Origin of the sequence: Streptomyces thermodiastaticus (genome assembly GCF_014656135.1) — a bacterium.
Lineage (GTDB): Bacteria > Actinomycetota > Actinomycetes > Streptomycetales > Streptomycetaceae > Streptomyces > Streptomyces thermodiastaticus.
In genome coordinates this window covers 127,024-146,276 of the sequence record NZ_BNBV01000012.1, presented here as the reverse complement: position 1 = coordinate 146,276, position 19,253 = coordinate 127,024, and the positions used below count along the sequence as shown (strand labels likewise).

Annotated in this window: 15 protein-coding genes; 3 read left to right on the top strand and 12 right to left on the bottom strand. The window is 72.9% G+C overall.

The features are described 5' to 3' along the window. Window positions 1-313: 313 nt before the first annotated feature. A complete protein-coding gene (locus tag IE286_RS13925) occupies window positions 314-1,321 on the bottom strand; it encodes a stage II sporulation protein M (protein ID WP_189797006.1) in 1,008 nt (335 codons plus the stop codon). A gap of 131 nt (window positions 1,322-1,452) precedes the next feature. Here IE286_RS13925 and IE286_RS13920 point away from each other — a divergent pair, with 131 nt between their 5' ends. Next, window positions 1,453-2,496, top strand: coding sequence for an RDD family protein (locus tag IE286_RS13920; protein WP_189797005.1), 1,044 nt, complete (start codon window positions 1,453-1,455; stop codon window positions 2,494-2,496). Between the two features lie 124 nt (window positions 2,497-2,620). Here IE286_RS13920 and IE286_RS13915 read toward each other — a convergent pair whose 3' ends face one another. The 8 genes from IE286_RS13915 to IE286_RS13880 form a co-directional block, all read right to left on the bottom strand. Continuing rightward, a complete protein-coding gene (locus tag IE286_RS13915; protein ID WP_189797004.1) occupies window positions 2,621-3,238 on the bottom strand; it encodes a hypothetical protein in 618 nt (205 codons plus the stop codon). Window positions 3,239-3,364: 126 nt separating this feature from the next. Next, window positions 3,365-4,822, bottom strand: coding sequence for an adenosylhomocysteinase (gene ahcY / locus IE286_RS13910; RefSeq protein WP_189797003.1), 1,458 nt, complete (start codon window positions 4,820-4,822; stop codon window positions 3,365-3,367). A 292-nt stretch (window positions 4,823-5,114) separates the two neighbouring features. Continuing rightward, window positions 5,115-6,098, bottom strand: coding sequence for a cation diffusion facilitator family transporter (locus IE286_RS13905; protein ID WP_189797002.1), 984 nt, complete (start codon window positions 6,096-6,098; stop codon window positions 5,115-5,117). A 219-nt stretch (window positions 6,099-6,317) separates the two neighbouring features. Further along, window positions 6,318-7,469, bottom strand: a complete 1,152-nt coding sequence (gene manA, locus IE286_RS13900) for a mannose-6-phosphate isomerase, class I (RefSeq protein ID WP_189797001.1) — start codon at window positions 7,467-7,469, stop codon at window positions 6,318-6,320. An 87-nt stretch (window positions 7,470-7,556) separates the two neighbouring features. Further along, window positions 7,557-8,684, bottom strand: coding sequence for an SIS domain-containing protein (locus IE286_RS13895; protein WP_189797000.1), 1,128 nt, complete (start codon window positions 8,682-8,684; stop codon window positions 7,557-7,559). A 157-nt stretch (window positions 8,685-8,841) separates the two neighbouring features. After that, window positions 8,842-9,012, bottom strand: a complete 171-nt coding sequence (locus tag IE286_RS13890) for a Trm112 family protein (protein ID WP_125496926.1) — start codon at window positions 9,010-9,012, stop codon at window positions 8,842-8,844. 88 nt (window positions 9,013-9,100) lie between these two features. Next, the gene (locus tag IE286_RS13885) at window positions 9,101-10,465 is read right to left on the bottom strand and encodes a phosphomannomutase/phosphoglucomutase (protein WP_189796999.1); all 1,365 of its coding nucleotides are present in this window, start codon (window positions 10,463-10,465) and stop codon (window positions 9,101-9,103) included. Window positions 10,466-10,676: 211 nt separating this feature from the next. After that, window positions 10,677-11,102 (bottom strand): DUF3499 domain-containing protein, encoded by a 426-nt coding sequence (locus tag IE286_RS13880; protein WP_189796998.1) that lies wholly within the window; start codon window positions 11,100-11,102, stop codon window positions 10,677-10,679. Window positions 11,103-11,353: 251 nt separating this feature from the next. Between IE286_RS13880 and IE286_RS13875 the strand changes: the two genes are divergently transcribed. Continuing rightward, window positions 11,354-11,803 (top strand): metallopeptidase family protein, encoded by a 450-nt coding sequence (locus IE286_RS13875; protein WP_189796997.1) that lies wholly within the window; start codon window positions 11,354-11,356, stop codon window positions 11,801-11,803. A 300-nt stretch (window positions 11,804-12,103) separates the two neighbouring features. On the opposite strand, the gene IE286_RS13870 is transcribed toward IE286_RS13875, so the two are convergent. The 3 genes from IE286_RS13870 to IE286_RS13860 all read right to left on the bottom strand — a co-directional run bounded on the left by IE286_RS13870 (window position 12,104) and on the right by IE286_RS13860 (window position 18,015). Beyond that, a complete protein-coding gene (locus tag IE286_RS13870; protein ID WP_189796996.1) occupies window positions 12,104-13,639 on the bottom strand; it encodes a DUF5719 family protein in 1,536 nt (511 codons plus the stop codon). Continuing rightward, on the bottom strand, window positions 13,636-17,502 hold the full coding sequence (locus IE286_RS13865; protein WP_189796995.1) for a glycosyltransferase family 2 protein: 3,867 nt from the start codon (window positions 17,500-17,502) through the stop codon (window positions 13,636-13,638). Before IE286_RS13865 ends, IE286_RS13870 begins: the two co-directional genes overlap by 4 nt. A gap of 249 nt (window positions 17,503-17,751) precedes the next feature. Then, entirely contained in the window at window positions 17,752-18,015 is a 264-nt protein-coding gene (locus IE286_RS13860) for a WhiB family transcriptional regulator (protein WP_108951581.1), read from the bottom strand. A gap of 684 nt (window positions 18,016-18,699) precedes the next feature. Between IE286_RS13860 and IE286_RS13855 the strand changes: the two genes are divergently transcribed. Further along, window positions 18,700-19,212, top strand: a complete 513-nt coding sequence (locus IE286_RS13855) for a cysteine dioxygenase (RefSeq protein ID WP_189796994.1) — start codon at window positions 18,700-18,702, stop codon at window positions 19,210-19,212. The last annotated feature ends 41 nt before the right edge of the window (window positions 19,213-19,253 follow it).

Here is a 19,253-nt window from a genome sequence, read left to right as displayed (position 1 = left end):
CCGACTCTATCAGATCTTTCCGATCCGATGTCCTCGGCGCTTTCCAGGTTCCCGCTCTCGCGTTTCCCTTTCCGGCGGCTCCGACTTTATCAGAACTTCCGGGCCGGTCTTACCGGCTCTCCATTCCGATGCGTCGGGGGCTTCTTGTCGAGAATCAGAGTTCTCAAGAAGCGAGTAGATGTGCGCTGTGCCGCCGGCGGGGTACCAGCCCCACCTCCAGGCAACTACGTAAATCTACCTCCCCACCGGTCCCGTGTCAACGGAGCTTATGGGGTGAGTAGGAGACTAGCAGCTGATCACGTCCGGATGCACATCAGGCCGCCGTCGGCACAGTGGCGCTGCGTCCGTCGGGGGCTATGTCGCCCGTGACCCCGGCGCGGACGGCGCGTCCGCCGAGGACATGGACGTAGGTCAGGAAGGCCAGCTCCGCGGCGACCCCAATGCCGATGCGTGCCCAGGTGGGCAGCGGCGACGGGGTGACGAAACCTTCGAGGGCCCCGGAGACGAAGAGGACCAGGGCCAGGCCGATGGCCATGCCCACGGCGGCCCGGCCCTCGTCTGCCAGTGCCGTGCGGCGGGACCGCGGGCCGGGGTCGACGAGGGTCCAGCCGAGCCGCATCCCCGTACCGGCGGCCACGAAGACCGCCGTCAGTTCGAGCAGGCCGTGCGGCAGGACGAGGCCCAAAAACGTGTCGAGCCGGCCGGCGGAGGACATCAGTCCGATGCCGACGCCCAGGTTGAGCATGTTCTGGAAGAGGATCCACAGCACCGGAAGCCCCAGGAAGACACCGAGGACCAGGCACATCGCGGCGGCCTGCGCGTTGTTCGTCCACACCTGGGCGGCGAAGGCGGCGGCGGGATGGCTCGAGTAGTACGTCTCGTACTCGCCGCCGGGGCGGGTGAGCTGCCGCAGCTCCTCGGGTGCGGCGATCGAGGCCTGGACCTCGGGGTGTGTGCCGATCCACCACCCCAGGACGGCGGCGAGTGCGGTGGAGACGAGTGCCGTGGGTACCCACCAGTGACGCGTCCGGTAGACCGCTGCGGGAAACCCCTGCAGCAGGAAGCCGGCGACGTCCCGCCAGGAGGCGCGGCGGGTTCCGGTGACGGTGCTGCGGGCGCGGGCCACGAGCGTGGTGAGCCGGCCGGTGAGCCGGGGGTCCGGGGCGCTGGACCGGATCAGGGAGAGATGCGTGGCGGTCCGCTGGTACAGGGTGACCAGTTCGTCGGCTTCCGCGCCGGTGAGACGGCGCTTGCGGCGGAGCAGGTCGTCGAGGCGGTCCCACTCGGCCCGGTGGGCGGAGACGAAGACGTCCAGGTCCATCGTGTCTGCCTGCTCCTCGGCTGGTCGCTCGGCTCCCCGGCGAATGTGTCAGGTTGTCGTACTGCGGCGGGACTGCTCTCAGCTTGGCAGACTGGCCGTTCTCGGGGCAGTGCAGGGGAAGGACGGCAGGCGTGAGCGAGCTGGTGACGGGTGAGGCGGTAGCGCTCGAACTGCAGCCCGCGCGGCTGCCGAGCCGGGCGCTGGCAGTGGTGCTGGACCTCGCCGTGGCGCTGTCGGTCTATGGTGTCGTGACTTTCGCGCTGACCGTGGCGACGGCGTCCCTGGACGAGGCGGCCCGCGTGGCAGTGTCCATCGCGTCCTTCCTGCTGGTGCTGGTGGGCGGCCCGATCGCGGTGGAGACGCTCAGCCATGGCCGGTCTCTGGGAAAGCTGGTGTTCGGGCTGCGTGTGGTCAGGGACGACGGGGGCCCCATCCGGTTCCGGCACGCGCTGGTGCGCGGTGCGGTCGGTGTCGTGGAGATCCTGGTGAGTTTCGGGGTCGTCGCGTGTGTCGCCTCCCTCGCCTCGGCACGGGGGCGCCGGCTGGGCGACGTCTTCGCGGGGACCCTCGTCGTACGGGAACGGATGGCGGCCGGGCAGAGCACCTTGCTGCCGGCGCCGCCGCCCTGGCTGGCCGGCCGGTTCTCCGCGGTGGATCTGTCGGCCGTGCCCGACGGGCTGTGGCTGGCGGTCCGGCAGTACCTGGTGCGCATGCGGCAGCTCGATGTGCAGATCGGGTGGGGCATGGCGCAGCGGCTGGCGGACGATCTCGCGGCCCGCACCGGTACCGGGGTACCGCCGGGCGTGCCGCCCGCCGCGTATCTGGCGGCGATGCTGCAGGAGCGGCAGGTGCGCGAGGCCCGGCGTGCGTTCACGCAGGGGGCACCGGGCAGCGTGCCCGGCGCGCAGTGGCGTGGCGCGGTGCCGGGTGGTGTGCCGGCGCAGCCGCCGGTGCCGGGCCCGGGGGCTGCCTTCCCCGCCCCGCCCACGGCCGCGACGCCCTCGGCTTCCGCCTCCACGGCTGCCGTGTCCTCGGGTTCCGGGTCGTCGGACTCTCCTGCCTCCTCGGTCTCCGCCTCTCCCTCCTCGGGCCCGGCTTCTTCCTCTTCGGCTTCGGCGGGCGGGGCTTCAGCAGGGCCCGAGCGGCCTGCGACCGGGTTCGTACCGCCTGTCTGAGGAGCTGCCCGTCGCCGCCCCACCGCCGGGCCCTGCCGCCGGGGCTCGCAGGAGGCCCCGGCCCACGCTTCGCCGCTCGTGCCGCTCGTACCGGGACCTGTGGACGACGAACCGTCCGGCGTGGTCACGAGGTGAGGTCGGAGGGCGGTGACTCCAGCTCCTCCAGCTCGATGCCGGGGGCGGCCAGGACGACGTCGCCGGCGAGGTGGACGCTGTGCCGTTCGCCGGTGTCCAGGGCGGTGACCTGGTACTCGTCCACGATCAGGGGGCCGTTGTCAGTGGGGTGTGCTTTTCTGTTCACCAGGGCCCAGGACTGGTCCACGGTGCGGGGAGCGAGGACCGGTTCCGTGAAGCTGACGAGACGGACGCGAGTGGCAGAGGCCGAGGGGGTGAGGCGCAGCAGCAGCGCGGTGGCGACGAGGAACGCGGGGGACGTGCCGGTGAAGGCGTGGGCGCGCACATTGCCTTCCGTGGCATGGGTGCCGGTGGGGTCGCTGCGGACCCAGGTGAGTCCGTCCAGGGCGGCGCCGCGCACCTGCCAGCTTCCCGTGTGCAGTTCGAGGCGGACGGGGCGGCCCAGCTGGTCGAGGGTGAGGTCGACCGATCCGCGGTGCTCGCCCGTGGGGGTGGTCACCTGGGAGACATAGCGCCAGCCGGACGGTCCGGGGGCGCACTGGAAGTGTTCTTCGCCGAGGGGGGTGTGATCGTGCGGATCGTGGAGCGAATAGCGGCCGCGGGGCATGGGGTTCCTGGGGCTTGACGGGTCGTCCTGACCGGGCCGGTCCTGGCCGGAAAGGGGCAGGCCCCCGCCACGGGGGTGCGGGGGCCTGCCTTCAGGACCGGGAGCGTCGCGCGGTGCGACCGGCGGTCAGTAGCGGTAGTGGTCCGGCTTGTAGGGGCCGTCGACGTCGACGCCGATGTAGGCGGCCTGCTCCGGGCGGAGCTTGGTGAGCTTCACGCCGAGCGCGTCCAGGTGGAGACGGGCGACCTTCTCGTCCAGGTGCTTCGGCAGCGTGTACACGCCGGTCGGGTAGGCGTCAGGCTTGGTGAACAGCTCGATCTGGGCGATCGTCTGGTTCGCGAAGGAGTTGGACATCACGAACGACGGGTGGCCCGTGGCGTTGCCGAGGTTGAGCAGGCGGCCCTCGGACAGCACGATGATCTTCTTGCCGTCCGGGAAGGTCCAGGTGTGGACCTGCGGCTTGATCTCTTCCTTGACGATGCCCGGGATCTTGGCGAGGCCGGCCATGTCGATCTCGTTGTCGAAGTGGCCGATGTTCCCGACGATGGCCTGGTGCTTCATCTTGGCCATGTCCGAGGCCATGATGATGTCCCGGTTGCCGGTGGCGGTGACGAAGATGTCGGCCTTGTCGATCACCTCGTCCAGCGTGGTGACCTCGTAGCCGTCCATCGCGGCCTGCAGGGCGCAGATCGGGTCGATCTCGGTGACGATCACGCGGGCGCCCTGGCCGCGCAGGGACTCCGCGCAGCCCTTGCCGACGTCACCGTAGCCGCAGACCACGGCGGTCTTGCCACCGATCAGGACGTCGGTGGCGCGGTTGATGCCGTCGATCAGGGAGTGACGGCAGCCGTACTTGTTGTCGAACTTCGACTTGGTGACGGAGTCGTTGACGTTGATCGCCGGGAAGAGGAGGGAGCCCTCGCGCTGCATCTCGTACAGCCGGTGCACGCCGGTGGTGGTCTCCTCGGTGACACCACGGATCTCCGAGGCGAGCCGGGTCCACTTCTGCGGGTTCTCGGCCAGGGTGCGGGTCAGCAGCTGAAGGATGACGCGGTGCTCGTCGGACTCGGCGGTGTCGGGCGAGGGGACCTTGCCGTCCTTCTCGTACTCGACGCCCTTGTGGACCAGCAGGGTGGCGTCACCGCCGTCGTCCAGGATCATGTTCGGGCCGCCGGTGGGGCTGTCGGGCCAGGTCAGGGCCTGCTCCGTGCACCACCAGTACTCCTCGAGGGTCTCGCCCTTCCACGCGAAGACCGGGACGCCCTGGGGGTTGTCCGGGGTACCGTTCGGGCCGACGGCGATGGCGGCGGCCGCGTGGTCCTGGGTGGAGAAGATGTTGCAGGAGGCCCAGCGCACCTGGGCGCCGAGCGCGACCAGCGTCTCGATCAGCACGGCCGTCTGGACGGTCATGTGCAGGGAGCCGGTGATCCGGGCGCCCTTCAGCGGCTGCTGGTCGGCGTACTCCTTGCGGATCGCCATGAGGCCGGGCATCTCGTGCTCGGCGAGGGTGATCTCCTTGCGGCCGAACTCGGCCAGGGACAGGTCGGCGACCTTGAAGTCCTGTCGGTTCTCGACAGTCGTCATGACGAGCTGCTCCTCGGTGTCGGGTCGAGGTGTGTACGGCTGACCTGCGCGCCGGCGGACACAGGGCGCCCGAAACGGACACCATCATGCCCACGTACGCGCAGCGCAGTCCGTCGGAGGCCCTCTCTCCCTCGGCCAACCCGTCTCCGGGCCGCCCGACCGCCATCAGCAGCGACGTCTGGCTCCGTCCCAAACTACACCGAGGCGCCCCGTCGTCCCCAGTCCGCCTCCGCTCGGATCAAGACGTTCCGCGGCCGCCGGCGCGGCGGCCGGCGGCCCGCTCGTGACCGGCTCAGTGACCGGGCGCGGAGTGCGGACCCGGGCCGCCGGGGGTCGCCTCGGGGTCCGGTCCCTTGGCGGCCTCGGCCTCGCGGTAGATGTCCGGTTCCAGGTAGATGACGCGGGCGATGGGGACGGCGGCGCGGATGCGGGCCTCGGCGGCGTCGATGGCGGATGCGACCTCGGCTGCGCTGTCGTCGTGCCGCACGGCGATCTTGGCGGCGATCAGCAGTTCCTCGGGGCCGAGGTGGAGGGTGCGCATGTGGATGATGCGGGGCACGGTGGTGCCGTCCACCAGGGCGGCCTCGATCTGCCGCACCACGTCGGCGCCGGCGGCCTCGCCCAGCAGCAGCGACTTGGTCTCGGCGGCCAGGACGAGGGCGATCAGCACGAGCAGGACACCGATGCAGACGGTGCCGATGCCGTCCCAGACGCCGTTGCCGGTCAGCAGGGCGAGGCCCACGCCGAGGAGGGCGAGGACGAGACCGATCAGGGCACCGAAGTCCTCCAGCAGGACGACGGGCAGCTCGGGCGCCTTGGCGCGGCGGATGAACTCCTTCCAGGACAGCTTCCCGCGCAGCTCGTTGGACTCCTTGATGGCCGTGCGGAAGGAGAAGCCCTCGGCGCAGATCGCGAAGACGAGGACGGCCACCGGCCAGTACCAGTGCTCCAGCTCGTGCGGGTGGCGGATCTTCTCGAAGCCCTCGTAGACGGCGAACATGCCGCCGATGGAGAACAGGACGATGGAGACCAGGAAGGCGTAGATGTACCGCTCGCGGCCGTAGCCGAAGGGGTGCTGGGGAGTGGCCTGGCGCTGGGCCTTCTTGCCGCCGATCAGCAGCAGGAACTGGTTGCCGGAGTCCGCGATCGAGTGCACGCCCTCGGCGAGCATCGAGGACGAGCCGCTGAAGGCGAAGGCAACGAATTTCGACGCCGCGATCGCGAGATTGGCGCCGAGCGCCGCCACGATCGCCTTGGTGCCGCCTGACGCACTCATTGTGTCCGCGTTGTCCCTTCGCCTGCGTCCCTGTCACCGGCCACGGGCTTGCCGGTCCTAAGCCCGTGCGGGCGGGTGGCGAAGCCCTGTGCCGTCGCGGTCCTTTCCCGCGCTGCCGGTGGGACATTGTTACAGGCCCGGCGGGCGGCGGCAGGCCGGATGCGCCAGGGGCTGCGACGCCCGGCCCGGTACCGCCCCGTATGCGCCGGATGGGGCGGATCAGACGACGACGGTGGCCCGGTGGACCGTGCCGGCGCCGGAGACCTCGGCCTTCTCCTGGGCCGGCACGAACACCGACTGCCCGGGGGTGAGACGGTGCTCGCCCGCCTGCACGACACCGGCGGTGCAGAGCAGGATCTGCGGGGTGGGCAGAGTCAGGTCGCGCGCGGCGGCGCCCTCGGACAGCACGAGGCGCGAGAGGCGGAACTCGTCGATGGGGGTGTCGTAGACCTCCTCGCCGTCCGCGCCGGCCTCGGGGCGCAGCACGGCGGGGTCGCCCGCCTCGAAGCGGACGATGCGCAGCAGCTCGGGCACGTCGACGTGCTTGGGGGTCAGGCCGCAGCGCAGCACGTTGTCGGAGTTGGCCATGATCTCCACGCCGAGGCCGCTGAGGTAGGCGTGCGGGACGCCGGCGCCGAGGAAGAGGGCCTCGCCGGGCCGCAGCCGGACGTGGTTGAGGAGCATCGCGGCGAGGACGCCCGGGTCGCCGGGGTAGTGGCGGGCGATGCCCGCGTAGGGGGCGTGGGCGCCGCCGAGGCGGGCGCAGGCGTCGGCGGCCTCGGCGACGGTGCGGGCGATCTCCTCGCGGTCGGCGGTGAGGACCGCGGTGAGGACCTCGCGCAGTGCCGCTTCCTCGGGGCGGGCGCGCAGCAGGTCGACGTAGGGCTCGAGAGAGTCGACGCCGAGGGCGGCGAGCAGGTCCGCGGCCTCGGCGGGGGCGCGGAAGCCGCACAGGCCGTCGAACTCGGTGAGCGCGCAGATCAGCTCGGGCTTGTGGTTGGTGTCCTTGTAGTTGCGGTGCGGGGCATCGACGGGGACGCCGCGGCGTTCCTCGTCGGCGTAGCCCTCCTCGGCCTGCCGGCGGTCGGGGTGGACCTGGAGGGACAGGGGGGCACCGGCGGCGAGGATCTTCAGCAGGAAGGGCAGCCGGGGGCCGAACCTGGCGACCGTGTCGGCGCCGAGTTCGCCCTTCGGGTCGGCTTCGATGACCTCCAGGAGGGTGCCGCGCGCGGTGCGCGAGGGTGCCGCGGGGTGGGCGCCCATCCACATCTCCGCCTGCGGTTCGCCGCTCGGTTCGACGCCGAGCAGCTGCGGGATGGCGGTGGTGGAGCCCCAGGCGTAGGGGCGGATGGTGTTGTCGAGGCGGTCCATGCGCTTCTTTCTGCGAACGTGGCGGATCGTCCGCCGCGACGGTGCGGGCCGGGGAACCGGCCCGCACGGGTCACGGCCGGGTCCAGGTCATCGGGTGGAGGCGAGCGCCAGGTAGACGGCGGTGAAATCGGTGATGGAGATGAGTTCCGCGAGCGTCTCGATCTCCCCGCCGGGCTCCGGTTCCAGCTCGCTGACCGGTGTGTCGTGGCTGAGGGCCAGGTCGCGTGCGGCGGGGGCGGCGGTGAGGCCGCCGAGGGGGCGGTCGCGGAGCAGTACCACGCGGGCGTGCAGCGCGGGCGGCTGTTCGACGCGATCGCGGAAGAAGTCGTCCGGGTCGGCACTGGCGGCCAGCGGCCCGGCGAGCAGGGCGCTGTGCGCGGCGAGGGCCTCGGGCAGTTCGGCGACGACCGCGGGGATGCCGGAGAGTTCGGCGAGCCCGGCGGCGAACCGGCGGCCCGCGGGGCCGGCCGAGGTGCCCTCGGTCCAGATGAGCGGCAGTGCGTCGGCGAGTTCGGCGGCGAGGGTCTTGGCCGGGTTGCTGTAGGTGGCGATGGCGGGGCCGCAGCGCTCGGCGACCTGGTCCAGCCGGTCGGCGACGGCCCGCAGGGTGTCCGGCGGGGCGGTGAGCAGCCCCACCCGGTCCAGCAGCGCGAGCAGCGGGGTGAGCAGCGCCCACAGCACGCCGGGGGCCGAGCCGGCGAGCGGTTCGTCCTGGTCGTAGGGGGCGGTCGCCATGGGCACGAACAGGCCGTGCGCGGCGTCGACGGCGTCGGCGAGCGGGGTGCGGGCGGGTGCGACGGCGACGACGGTGAGGCCGCGCCGGTACGCCTGGTCGGTGAGCAGGGTCAGGCTCGGTTCGGTGCCGTCGGGGGTGGCGATGAGCAGCAGGTCGACGGAGCCGGCCCAGCCGGGCAGTTCCCAGCGCAGTGCGCCGGCGGCGGGGGCGACGCCGCTGGGTGCCAGCCGGGTGACCGGGCTGCCGGCGCCGGCGAGGGTGCCGAGCAGGTCGGCCGTGTGGGTGGCGGCGGCGCCGGGACCGGCGATGAGGACGGCGCGGGGGCGGCCGTCGGGTTTCAGCTCGCCGACACCGGCCTCGGCGGCGTGCCGGACGGCGGTGCGGACCCGGGCACCGGCCTCGGCGGCACCGCGGAGCAGTCCCCGGCGGTCGGCCTCGGCGAGTGCCTCCGGGGTGTCGAGCAGTGATTCGTCGAGCATGGGCGGCAACCTCCGATCGGGCTCCGGGCGCCGGGCCGGGGACGTCGGGTCGCCGGCGCATCAGGTCACCGGGCGCACGAGTCGTCGGCGGGCGCCGCGTGCGCGGGTCCGCCGCCTTCCTGCCTGCACCGGTTACCCGCGTTCCGGGTTTCCGGAATCATGCGGGGCGGCGGGCCTCGTCGACGAGCAGGACGGGGATGCCGTCGCGGACGGGGTAGGCCAGGCCGCAGCTCTGGCCGGTGCAGATCAGCTCGTCGTCCTGCTCCTTGAGCGGGGCGTGGCAGGCGGGGCAGGCGAGGATCTCCAGAAGGCCGGCTTCCAGCGGCATGGGGGTCCCTTCGGGGCGTCGGGGGTCTACGGGTCGTACGGACGTGCCTGGTCAGGTTACCGCCGGTGGGGGCGGTGCGCGGGGGCGGTCAGGCCCGCAGGAAGGCCAGCACCTCGTCGCGGATCTTGGTCATGGTCGCCTCGTCGCGGGCCTCGGCGTTCAGGCGCAGCAGCGGCTCGGTGTTCGACGGGCGGACGTTGAACCACCAGTCGGCGGCGGTGACGGTGAGGCCGTCCATGTCGTCGAGGCGTACGTCGTCGCGGTCGGTCCAGGCGGCGCGGAGCGCCTCCATGCGGGCCTGCTGGTCGGCGACCGTGGAGTTGATCTCGCCGGAGGCGACGTAGCGGTCGTACTGGGCCACCAGGGCGGACAGCGGTGCGTCCTGGCTGCCGAGCGCGGCCAGGACGTGCAGGGCGGCGAGCATGCCCGTGTCGGCGTTCCAGAAGTCCTTGAAGTAGTAGTGCGCGGAGTGCTCGCCGCCGAAGATCGCGCCGGTGCGGGCCATCTCCGCCTTGATGAAGGAGTGGCCCACGCGGGTGCGCACGGGGGTGCCGCCGTGCTCGCGCACCACCTCCGGGACCGACCAGGAGGTGATGAGGTTGTGGATGATCACTCCCTGGCCGCCGTGGCGGGCCAGTTCCCGGGCGGCGACCAGAGCGGTGATCGCCGAGGGGGAGACGGGCTCTCCGCGTTCGTCGACGACGAAGCAGCGGTCGGCGTCGCCGTCGAAGGCGAGGCCGAGGTCGGCGCCCTCGACGCGGACGCGCTGCTGCAGGTCGACGAGGTTGGCCGGGTCCAGCGGGTTGGCCTCGTGGTTCGGGAAGGTGCCGTCCAGTTCGAAGTACATCGGGACCAGTTCGACGGGCAGCCCGGACAGCACGGTGGGCACGGTGTGGCCGCCCATGCCGTTGCCCGCGTCGACGACGGCCTTCAGCGGGCGGATCCCGGTGACGTCGACCAGGGAGCGCAGGTGGGCGGCGTAGTCCGGCAGCGTCTCGCGCCGTGTGACGGTGCCCTCCCGGCCGGCCGGTCCGGGGGCCCCGGTGTTCTGCCACTGTTCGACCAGGTCGCGGATCTCGGCGAGGCCGGTGTCCTGGCCGATGGGTGCCGCGCCGGCGCGGCACATCTTGATGCCGTTGTACCGGGCCGGGTTGTGCGAGGCGGTGAACATGGCGCCCGGCAGGTTCAGCGCGCCCGAGGCGTAGTACAGCTGGTCCGTCGAGCACAGCCCGATCTCGGTGACGTCCGCGCCGCGGCGTGCCGCCCCGCGGGCGAAGGCGCGGGCCAGACCCGGCGAGGAGGGCCTCATGTCGTGTCCGACGACGACCGCGTCGGCCCCGGTCACCTGGGCGAAGGCCGCCCCGAACAGCTCGGCCAGCGACTCGTCCCACTGGTCCGGGACCACCCCGCGCACGTCGTACGCCTTCACGATCTGCGACAGATCAGCAGCCACGGCCACCCTTCCGAAGTCCCTGTAGGTCACCACAAACTACCCGTCCCGGGCGGGCTCGACGACGCTGCCGCGGGGCACGCGCGACGTCAAGAGGCGGTGGCGCCTGGGGTGGTGCGGCGAGCCGGTGACCGGGCCGGTGCCGCGCGGTACCGGCGGGCGGGACGCCGGCGCCGAGGACGAACGGTTCTGTCAGGTGTCCGGAAAGCTCGTGTCAGGTGTCCGGGGAGCGCAGCACCCGCAGATGGCCGCGGCGGGCGACCTCCATCGGGTCCGCTCCGCGCGCCGGTCCGCCGCCGGCCTGTGCCGCGCGCTGCTGCGGGCGGGCCGCCTCGCGCACCGCGTTGGCGAGCGCCTCCAGGTCGTCACCGCTGGGCCGGGCGGGGGCAGAACCGTCCAGGAGCCGGACGACCTCCCAGCCGCGGGGCGCGGTCAGACGCTCGGAGTGCTCGGCGCACAGGTCGTAGCAGTGGGGTTCGGCGTAGGTGGCGAGTGGGCCGAGAACCGCGGTCGAGTCGGCGTAGACGTACGTCAGCGTCGCTACGGCGGGACGGCCGCAAGCGGTTCGCGAACAGCGACGTACAGGGCTCACGATGTTGGACGGTACCGCACTCTTGAGCGGGCCGCGACGACTCTCCACCAGGTCACCCGCCGTGTCGCCATGTGAAACACCCCACATCGGCCTCTCCGCACACCGCTCTGACCTGCATCGACGCCATGCGATGAGATCTGCGACACCTTGTGTTCCGGTCGCGAATGGGTACAAAATCCGCCGATCACGCGGAGCTCCTCGATCGTGGAGCGATACGCAATCGAGTCCGAGCTTGGCCGGAATCGGTATCAAGTCGGAGCCGGGCGCGGGCCTGCGCCGAGGACTACGCTTCACCGGTGATGGACAACCGTGTACCTTCCCGGGCCGCCGGCCCCGGGCCCCGACGACGTGATCGCCACGGCCGGGGCATGCGCGGCCCGATCGCGCCGCCGCAGGTGCCGCTCGCGGCCAGCCGCGCCGAGGCGTTCGCGGATCTGGTGCAGGACTCCGTGGACCGTCTGGAGCGGCGGTGGCCGCAGCTGGCCGACATCGACTTCCTGGTGCTGGACGTGCCCCGGCTGGACGTGCCGGGGCTGGCCTGGAGCGACGACCCGGTGCCGCTCGGCGGCACGATGCCGGCACGCGACGGGCAGCGCGCCCGGGTCATCGTCTACCGGCGGCCGGTGGAGATCCGCAGCAAGGGGCGCGACGAGCGGGCCGCGCTGGTGCACGAGGTCGTGGTCGAGCAGGTGGCCGACCTGCTCGGGCTGACCCCGGAGACGGTCGACCCCCGGTACGGCGAGGACTGAGCGGCGGGCGGCGGGAGCGGCCGGAATCGGCGTCCCCGAGGTGCACCTGACTGCGCCGGGTCCGTCGATCCGGGTGTGACACCGCCTTTTCGCGTACACGTTTTTCGCGTACACGCCGGAGACAACGTCCGGTGCGCCCGCGACCAGTGCGGCACACGTGCGGCCGAAATCCTGGGCGACCTGACGGGCCGCCGGTGGTGCTTCGGCGATGCGCGCCGCTGTCGGGCGCGGGCGTCGCGCTGACCGGGGGCGGCGTCCGGTCGCCACGCCCGTCACCACTGCCGCGTCACTGCTGCCGCGTCACTGCTGCAGGACCGACACGTCCTGGTCGGCCTGCGGTACCGCCACGGTGCCCCCGTCGTCCGGCAGGGTCTGCGTGGTGACCCCCGCGACGCCGTCCTCGGCGGAGGTCAGGGTGCGCGCCCCGTACACCGGGCCGCCCGACAGACGCTGCACGGTCAGGGCATAGCTGCCCTTGAGGCCGTCCGGCACCGGCGGGGTGATGTCCTGGGTGGTGCCCCGCTGGACGGTGTACGTCTTGGACACCTCGGTGCCGCCGTCGCTGCCGGCCGACGCGGTGACCTTGACCTGCGCGGTCGCGGTGGGGGCCGTCAGGGACAGCGTGGCGCCCTCGGCGCTGTTGCCGGCCGCCGTGGCCCGCGTGGTGAGGGGGGCGGTCGCCGGGATGAACGCGCTCTCCTGCTTGTCGCCCTTGCCGCGTATCACCCGCAGCGCCGCCATAACCGGCACGGCCGGCGAGTTCTGGGTCAGCACCAGGGAACCGGCCTGGCCGCGGGTGAGGTCGCCGAGGTCGACGGCGGTGGTCGTGCCGCCCTTGATGTGCACGGTGTCGTGGCCCGCGGGCGTGATCAGGCCGGAGGGCGAGGCGAGCTGCACCTTCAGGTCGGTGTCGGCGTCGGCGGACGAGAAAACGATCAGCCGCACGGACGTGGCGTCCTTGGGGATGCCCGGCAGCACCACGGTGTCCGCGGCGTCCGCGGCGGCGGCCAGCCAGTCCCCGCCGAGCTTGTCGTCCAGCGCCTGCACGGCCGCGCCGACCCGGCCGCTGCGCACGCTCACATGCACCGTCAGGTCGTCCTGTGCGGAGTCGGAGAGCGTGGACAGCAGCACCGGCTCGGTGGAGTGCGGCGGGACGGTGATGCCCTCGCCCAGCGTCGACTTCACGGCGCCGTCCTTGCCGTACAGGTCGATGTCGACGACCGCGGCGGAGTCGTCGGGGTTGGTGAGGTGGACGTAGTCGGTGCGGTCGGCGGACGTGCTCGCACCGGGGAACCAGAAGTCGGTGTCCGGGGCGGTGCAGTCCACGCCCAGCAGCCCGCGGCCGGTGCCGGCGGCGATCTCGGTGGTCTCCTGCACGGTCCAGCCCGGCGCGAACCTGCCGTCGGCGGTGCCGACCAGCGCGGGCGCGCTACCGCCGGAGACGTCGCTGGTGACGGGTGTGCCGGGCTGCTCGGGCTTCAGGTCGGGCGTGGCGGCCTTCCCGCCGTCGCCGTCCTTCCCTTTGCCGTCGCCGTCCTCGCTCCCGTCCCCGCTGTCGCCCGTGCCGCCGGCCTGCTGCTCGGTGGCCGGCTTCAGCTGGGCCGTCCCGTCACCGGGGGTGCCCTGGGTGACGGGGGTGAACGACGTGTAAGTGGTGTCGGCGATGTCGGAGTCGCTGGGCGCCGGGCAGACCAGGGTGGTGCGCTCGACGGGCAGCCGGGCGCCCGCCCCGGTGGTTTTGGCGCCCGCCGCGTCCGGGGAGTCGAACGCGGCGAACCCGGTGACGGCGGCGAGCGCGGCGGTGCAGGCGATCAGGGACAGGGTCGTGCGGTTCACTGCTGGCTCCCGTGGGGATGCTCGCCGGCGGTGCCGTGCGCGGACTGCTGGGCCGGGTCGTAGGGCTGCTGGTAGCCCTGCTCGTAGCCCTGGTGGTGGGCCGGGTCGTAGGGCGCCGCGGACGCGGGGCCGCCGTAGGCGTACGGGTCGTACTGGCCGCTCTGGTACGGGTCGGCGGTCCCGGTCCGGTAGGGGTCGGCGGTCCCGGCCGGGTAGCCGGCGCCGCCCTGGTACGCCGGGTCGTAGACGTCCTGCGCGTACGGTGCGGGTCCGGCGGGCGCGGCCTGGTAGTCCGGGCCGGCGTACGTCCCGTACTCGGGCGTCCCGTACCCGGGCGACGCGCCGGGGGCGGTGCCGTCCCAGCCGTCGTAGGACTGCCCTCCGCCGTAGGACTCGTGCTCGCCGTAGGACTGGTGATCGCCGTAGGACTGGTGATCGTCGTACGACTGCTGGTGCGGTACGGCCGCGGTGGCGTCCGCCGGAGCCGGCTCGGGTTCCGCCGGTGCCGGCGTGTCCGTCTGCCCGGCCTCCGCCTGGGCGCGCAGCCTGCGGGCACGGCGTCCCTCACCGGCCGTCTGCGCGGCCGGCGGCTGCTCCTCGGGGAGGTCGTCGTCGACGTCGCTGCGCCGGCCGGGCAGGGCGAGGACGACGAGCACGAGCGCGAGGATGCCCTGCGCCCACAGCCAGGCGGTGTGGCCGAAGGAGTCGTCGTAGGTGACGTCCAGGCGGCCGCCGGAGGCGGGCAGGCGGAAGCCCTGGGCCCAGCCGTCGACCGTGATGCGGCTGAGCGGCTTGCCGTCCAGGGTGGCCGTCCAGCCCGGGGCGGCGGAGTCGGCCAGGCGCAGCACCCGTCCCTCGGCACCTGCGGGGATCTTGGTGTGGATCTCCACGGGACCGGCGGTGACGGGCTGACCGGCGAGGGACGCGGCGCCGGAGCCCGGCAGGATGGTGGCGCGTGCGACCTCGCGGTCGACCCGCCACAGCGCGCTGCCGTTCTGCTGGCTGAGCCGGGTCAGGCCCGGGGTGGCGTCCAGGACGCGGCCGATGGCGCGCGGTGCGCCCTTGTGCACGAGGACGTAGCGCACGGCGAAGCCGCCGAGCTGGTCGGTCTGGTCCGCGCCCGAGCCGGCGACCAGGCGGGCGACGACCTGGTCGAGGCGGCTGTTGCCGCCGGTGGCGGAGAGCAGTTCGCCGTCGCCCATGCGGGCACCGGAGCCACGCACCAGCATGTAGTGGACGCGGTCGGGGGACGTGCTGTCCAGGACCAGGGTGCGCGCCTGGTCGCTGCCGCGGCTCTCCTCCGCCACGAACGCGGGCACCTGCACCGGGTCGCGGCGCCGCAGCGGGTCGTCGGCGCCGCGGATCATCCAGCCGACGGCGGCGAGCAGCGGGCCGGCCGCGCAGGCGAAGGCGATCAGCGCGGCGACCGGCTGGCGCCAGCCGAAGCTCAGCTCGGCCACGCGTGCCCGGGCGCCGTCGGCGCCGAGCAGGGCGGCGGACAGCAGCGCGAGCCCGTAGACGAGGGTGGCGGGCCCGGCCCAGGCGGAGTCGTTGGCCAGGACGGCGAAGACGAGGGCCACCAGGGCGGTGGTCCAGGCGGCGAGGATGGCGCGCCGGCGCTCCGAGCGCAGCAGGGCGGCCAGTGCGGCCAGGACGACGCCGATGAGCATCAGCCCGTGCACGGTGCCGGGACCGCCCGGGGAGGCGCCGAGCAGGTCGAGGGCGGACGCGGCCGACGGGCCGTAGTCCAGTCCGGCCTCCTGGAAGAAGCCGTACGGCAGCAGCGACAGCGACCAGGGCGCCAGCACCAGGAGCGGGGTGCCGATCTGGGCCAGCAGCCGCAGTCCGCGGGCCACCCAGTCCCCGCGGCGCACGGCGAGCACGCCCAGGCCGAGGACCAGCGCGAGGGGCCACACGATCGGCGTGAAGGCGGTGGTGACGGTCAGCAGCAGGGCGTAGGCCCAGGTGGCGCGCCAGCTGCCGCGCGTGCCGGCCGGGCCGGCCAGGCCGCTCGCGGCGACGGCGGCACGGGCGAGCAGCGGCAGCAGCACGGCCAGCACGGCGGTGCCGACCCGGCCCGTGGCCAGGGCGCCGGTGGCGGCGGGCAGGAAGGCGTAGACGACGGCCGCCCAGGCCCGCAGCAGCCGCGAGGGCACCAGCGGGCGGGAGGCGAAGTACGCGGAGAACCCGGCCAGCGGCACGGAGGCGACCAGCAGGACGGTGATCGCGAGGCCGGTCGAGCCGAGCAGCAGCGAGGCCAGCAGCGCCACGAACGCGAGATAGGGCGGTGCGGAGGCGGTGCCGCCCGCGCCCACCGGATGCCAGGAGTCGAGGTAGCGCGCCCACAGGTCCGAGGCCCCGCCGGGGGCGGGCAGCAGGGCGCCGCCGGCGAGGGAGCCACCGCCCAGCAGATTGCGGCAGGCGACGAGGGAGACCAGCAGGAGCAGCAGGAAGAGCACCGGGCCGGGTTTGCGGGCGATGCGCTTGAGCCGGGCGAACTGCTCGATCTCCAGGAAGTCGGCGTCGTCACCGCCGGGCCCGGACTCCAGGGCGCCGCCGTGCCGGCCGGCTGAGGACAGCTCGGGGTCGGAGCGGCCGACGAGGTTGCTCGCGACCTGTTCGACGGTCATCCGGACGGTCGCGCCGGGCGGCGGGAACAGGGCGCGCAGCTCGCCCTTGTCGATCCGAGGTGCCCCGCGGCTGCGCCGGCCGGCGAGGATGCGCTCGGGCCGCAGCAGGGTGCCGGCCAGGCCGCGGACCTCGTCCAGGGCCTGGCCGGGGACCTTGCCGACGAGGTAGGCGAGGGTGCGCAGCAGGGTGCCCAGCACGATGCGCAGGAAGACCCAGGGCAGCGCCGCGGTACGGGTGTTGACGAGAAGGGTGTAGACGGCACCGGCCTTGTCGACCTTGTGCGGCGAGGCGGCCGTGCGCCCCACGCAGTCGACGGTGCGGCGCTCGCGGGACGCGGCCTCGGCGTGCCGCATCACGGCGTCGGGCGCGATCAGGACGCGGTATCCGGCGGCGTTGGCGCGCCAGCACAGGTCGACGTCGTCGCGCATCAGGGGCAGCCGGCGGTCGAATCCGCCGAGCTGTTCGAAGATGTCACGGCGGATCAGCATGCCGGCGGTGGAGACCGACAGCACGGAGCGGACGTGGTCGTGCTGTCCCTGGTCCTGCTCGCGGCGTTCCAGCCCCGTCCAACGGCGGCCGGAGTTCGCGATGCTGACGCCCACTTCGAGCAGCTGCCGGCGGTCGTACCAGCCGCGCAGCTTGGGGCCGACGACGGCCACGTCCTCGCGGCCGAGTTCGTACTCGTTGTCGACGACCCTCAACAGCTGTGCCAGGGCATCGGGTTCGGGAGAGCAGTCGTCGTGCAGCAGCCACAGCCACTGCACCGGTTCGCCGTGGGGCAGCTCGGGCATGTCGTAGGCGTCGTCGCGCCAGGTGCGCGAGACGGGGTCCCAGCCGCTGGGGCGCTTGAGGTACGGCAGGTCGTCGGGGGTGAGGACGGGCGCGATGCGCAGGGCTTCCTCGACCGCCTGCCCGAATCCGGTCCTGCGGGCCAGGTGGACCACCTGGTCGGGGCCGAGGGCGTCGGCGACGAGCTGCGCGGAGTCGTCGGCGCTGCCGGTGTCGGCGGCCACGGCGTACTGCACGGGCCGTTCCTGGCCGAGCAGTCCGGCCAGCGTGTCGGGCAGCCAGCGGGTGCCGTCGTGGGAGACGAGGACGGCGGTGACGACGTGCCGCGGATACTCCGGCGGACGGTTCGGGTCGGCCGGAGCGACCTGTGTCGCGCTCGGAGGACGGGACGGCGCTGCGGCGGCGACGTCGGGGTGGGCTGCCGTATGGCTGTGCACGGACATCGAGATACACGGCCCCGGTTCGAATGGACTGCGGTGGACGCCGGTGCTCCGTCAGGGCACGGGGCGTCTCGGACGAGCGACCACACTACTGGCTGGGCAGAACGACGGCCCGCCGCCTGTGGACAACCACGGGCGGCGGGCCGTTCCTGACGTTCTCAGGGCTGACAGGTGATGTGGCGCCGCGTCAGGTGCCAGCCGGGGAGCTCGCTCGGACGTGTGAAGCCGGCCGGTGTCCGTCCCGGCGGCCGCTCAGACGGCAGCCTTCTTCAGGCGGCGGCGCTCGCGCTCCGACAGACCGCCCCAGATGCCGAACCGCTCGTCGTTGGCCAGCGCGTACTCGAGGCACTCGGAGCGGACTTCGCAGGCCAGGCAGACCTTCTTGGCCTCGCGGGTGGAGCCGCCCTTCTCCGGGAAGAAGGACTCGGGGTCGGTCTGGGCGCACAGCGCGCGCTCCTGCCAGCCGAGTTCTTCGTTCGCGTCGTCGACCAGCAGTTGCTGCACCAGCTCGGTCATGTGCGCCCCTCGTCTGTTTCGCGTCCCCGTGATGTAGCCGTTACCGATCCCGGCTGAACGACACGAGTGAAATTACAAGTGTGCTGCTCCGGGCGAGTCAAGCCGAGATCTGCTATTGAGCCCCTTATTCACTCTGCGGAACCAAGGCCGCGCAGAAAGTGTGCAAATCGGCCTAAACCTTGACACAGAGCCGGGGTCTCACAGGCCTCCGCCCTCTCCCGGAGCCGCTTCGGGCCCGATGCAAGGAAGGACGCCGCAGCCGCCGATCCCGTTCCGACACGCACCCCCGAAGCGAGCCGGATCACAGTCGCATCACAGGATCGCAACGGGGCTTGCGCGCCCGGCTTGTGCGCCATGTGTCCCACCTTCCCCCGATGCAAACCTTTCGCCCGGCGGATGAACCGGAAGAGGTGAAAGGTGTCCGCATACCGGGCGTCGAGTTGACACAGAGGGTGTGAGCCGGTCTCCTGGTGGGCATGCTCGCGCACTCGGCATCCGTCCCGACCCGCACCGCCGGGTCCCACGGTGCTGCCCGCGCCTGCTGTAGCTGTCGCTGCTGCGGCTGTTGAGCCACGCGCGCACGCGCGCTCCAGCCGCCGTCCGGGCCCTTCGCCCTCCGCTGTGCACGGCCCGGCGTCCCGTTCTCTGCCACCCTTCCTTCTGGTCCCAGGAATCACCGCACCCATGAGAAGCGACAGCGACCTGCAGATCGCCGGCGACATCCTCGAAGTTCCGCACCTGCTGCAGCCCCCGCGCGAGCACCCGGCCACGGTGGCCGAGTTCGCCGGGCTGGCCCGCGCCGTCGCGGCTGACCGAGCTCAGTGGGAGCACCTCGTCCGGTACGACGCGACCACCCGCTGGTACCACCGGCTGCGCACCGGCCCCGGCTACGAGGTGTGGCTGCTGTCCTGGCTGCCCGGCCAGGGCACCGGCCGTCACGACCACGGCCGGTCCTCCGGTGTGCTGACCGTCCTGGACGGCACGCTCACCGAGCACACGCGCCGGGGCGCACGCGCCCTGGCCGCGGGCGCGCAGCGCGTGTTCGCGCCCGGGTACACGCACGACGTCGTCAACGACACGCTGCACCCCGCGGTCAGTCTGCACATCTATTTCCCCGGACTGACCGAGATGCCCATGCACCCCGCCGCGACCTGCACCGCGGCCGTGCACCAGGAGGCGGGCGCCGTCGGCGGGTGAGCGTGGCCGCCGGGCGGGCGGCGCGGGGTTGTCGTACCCGG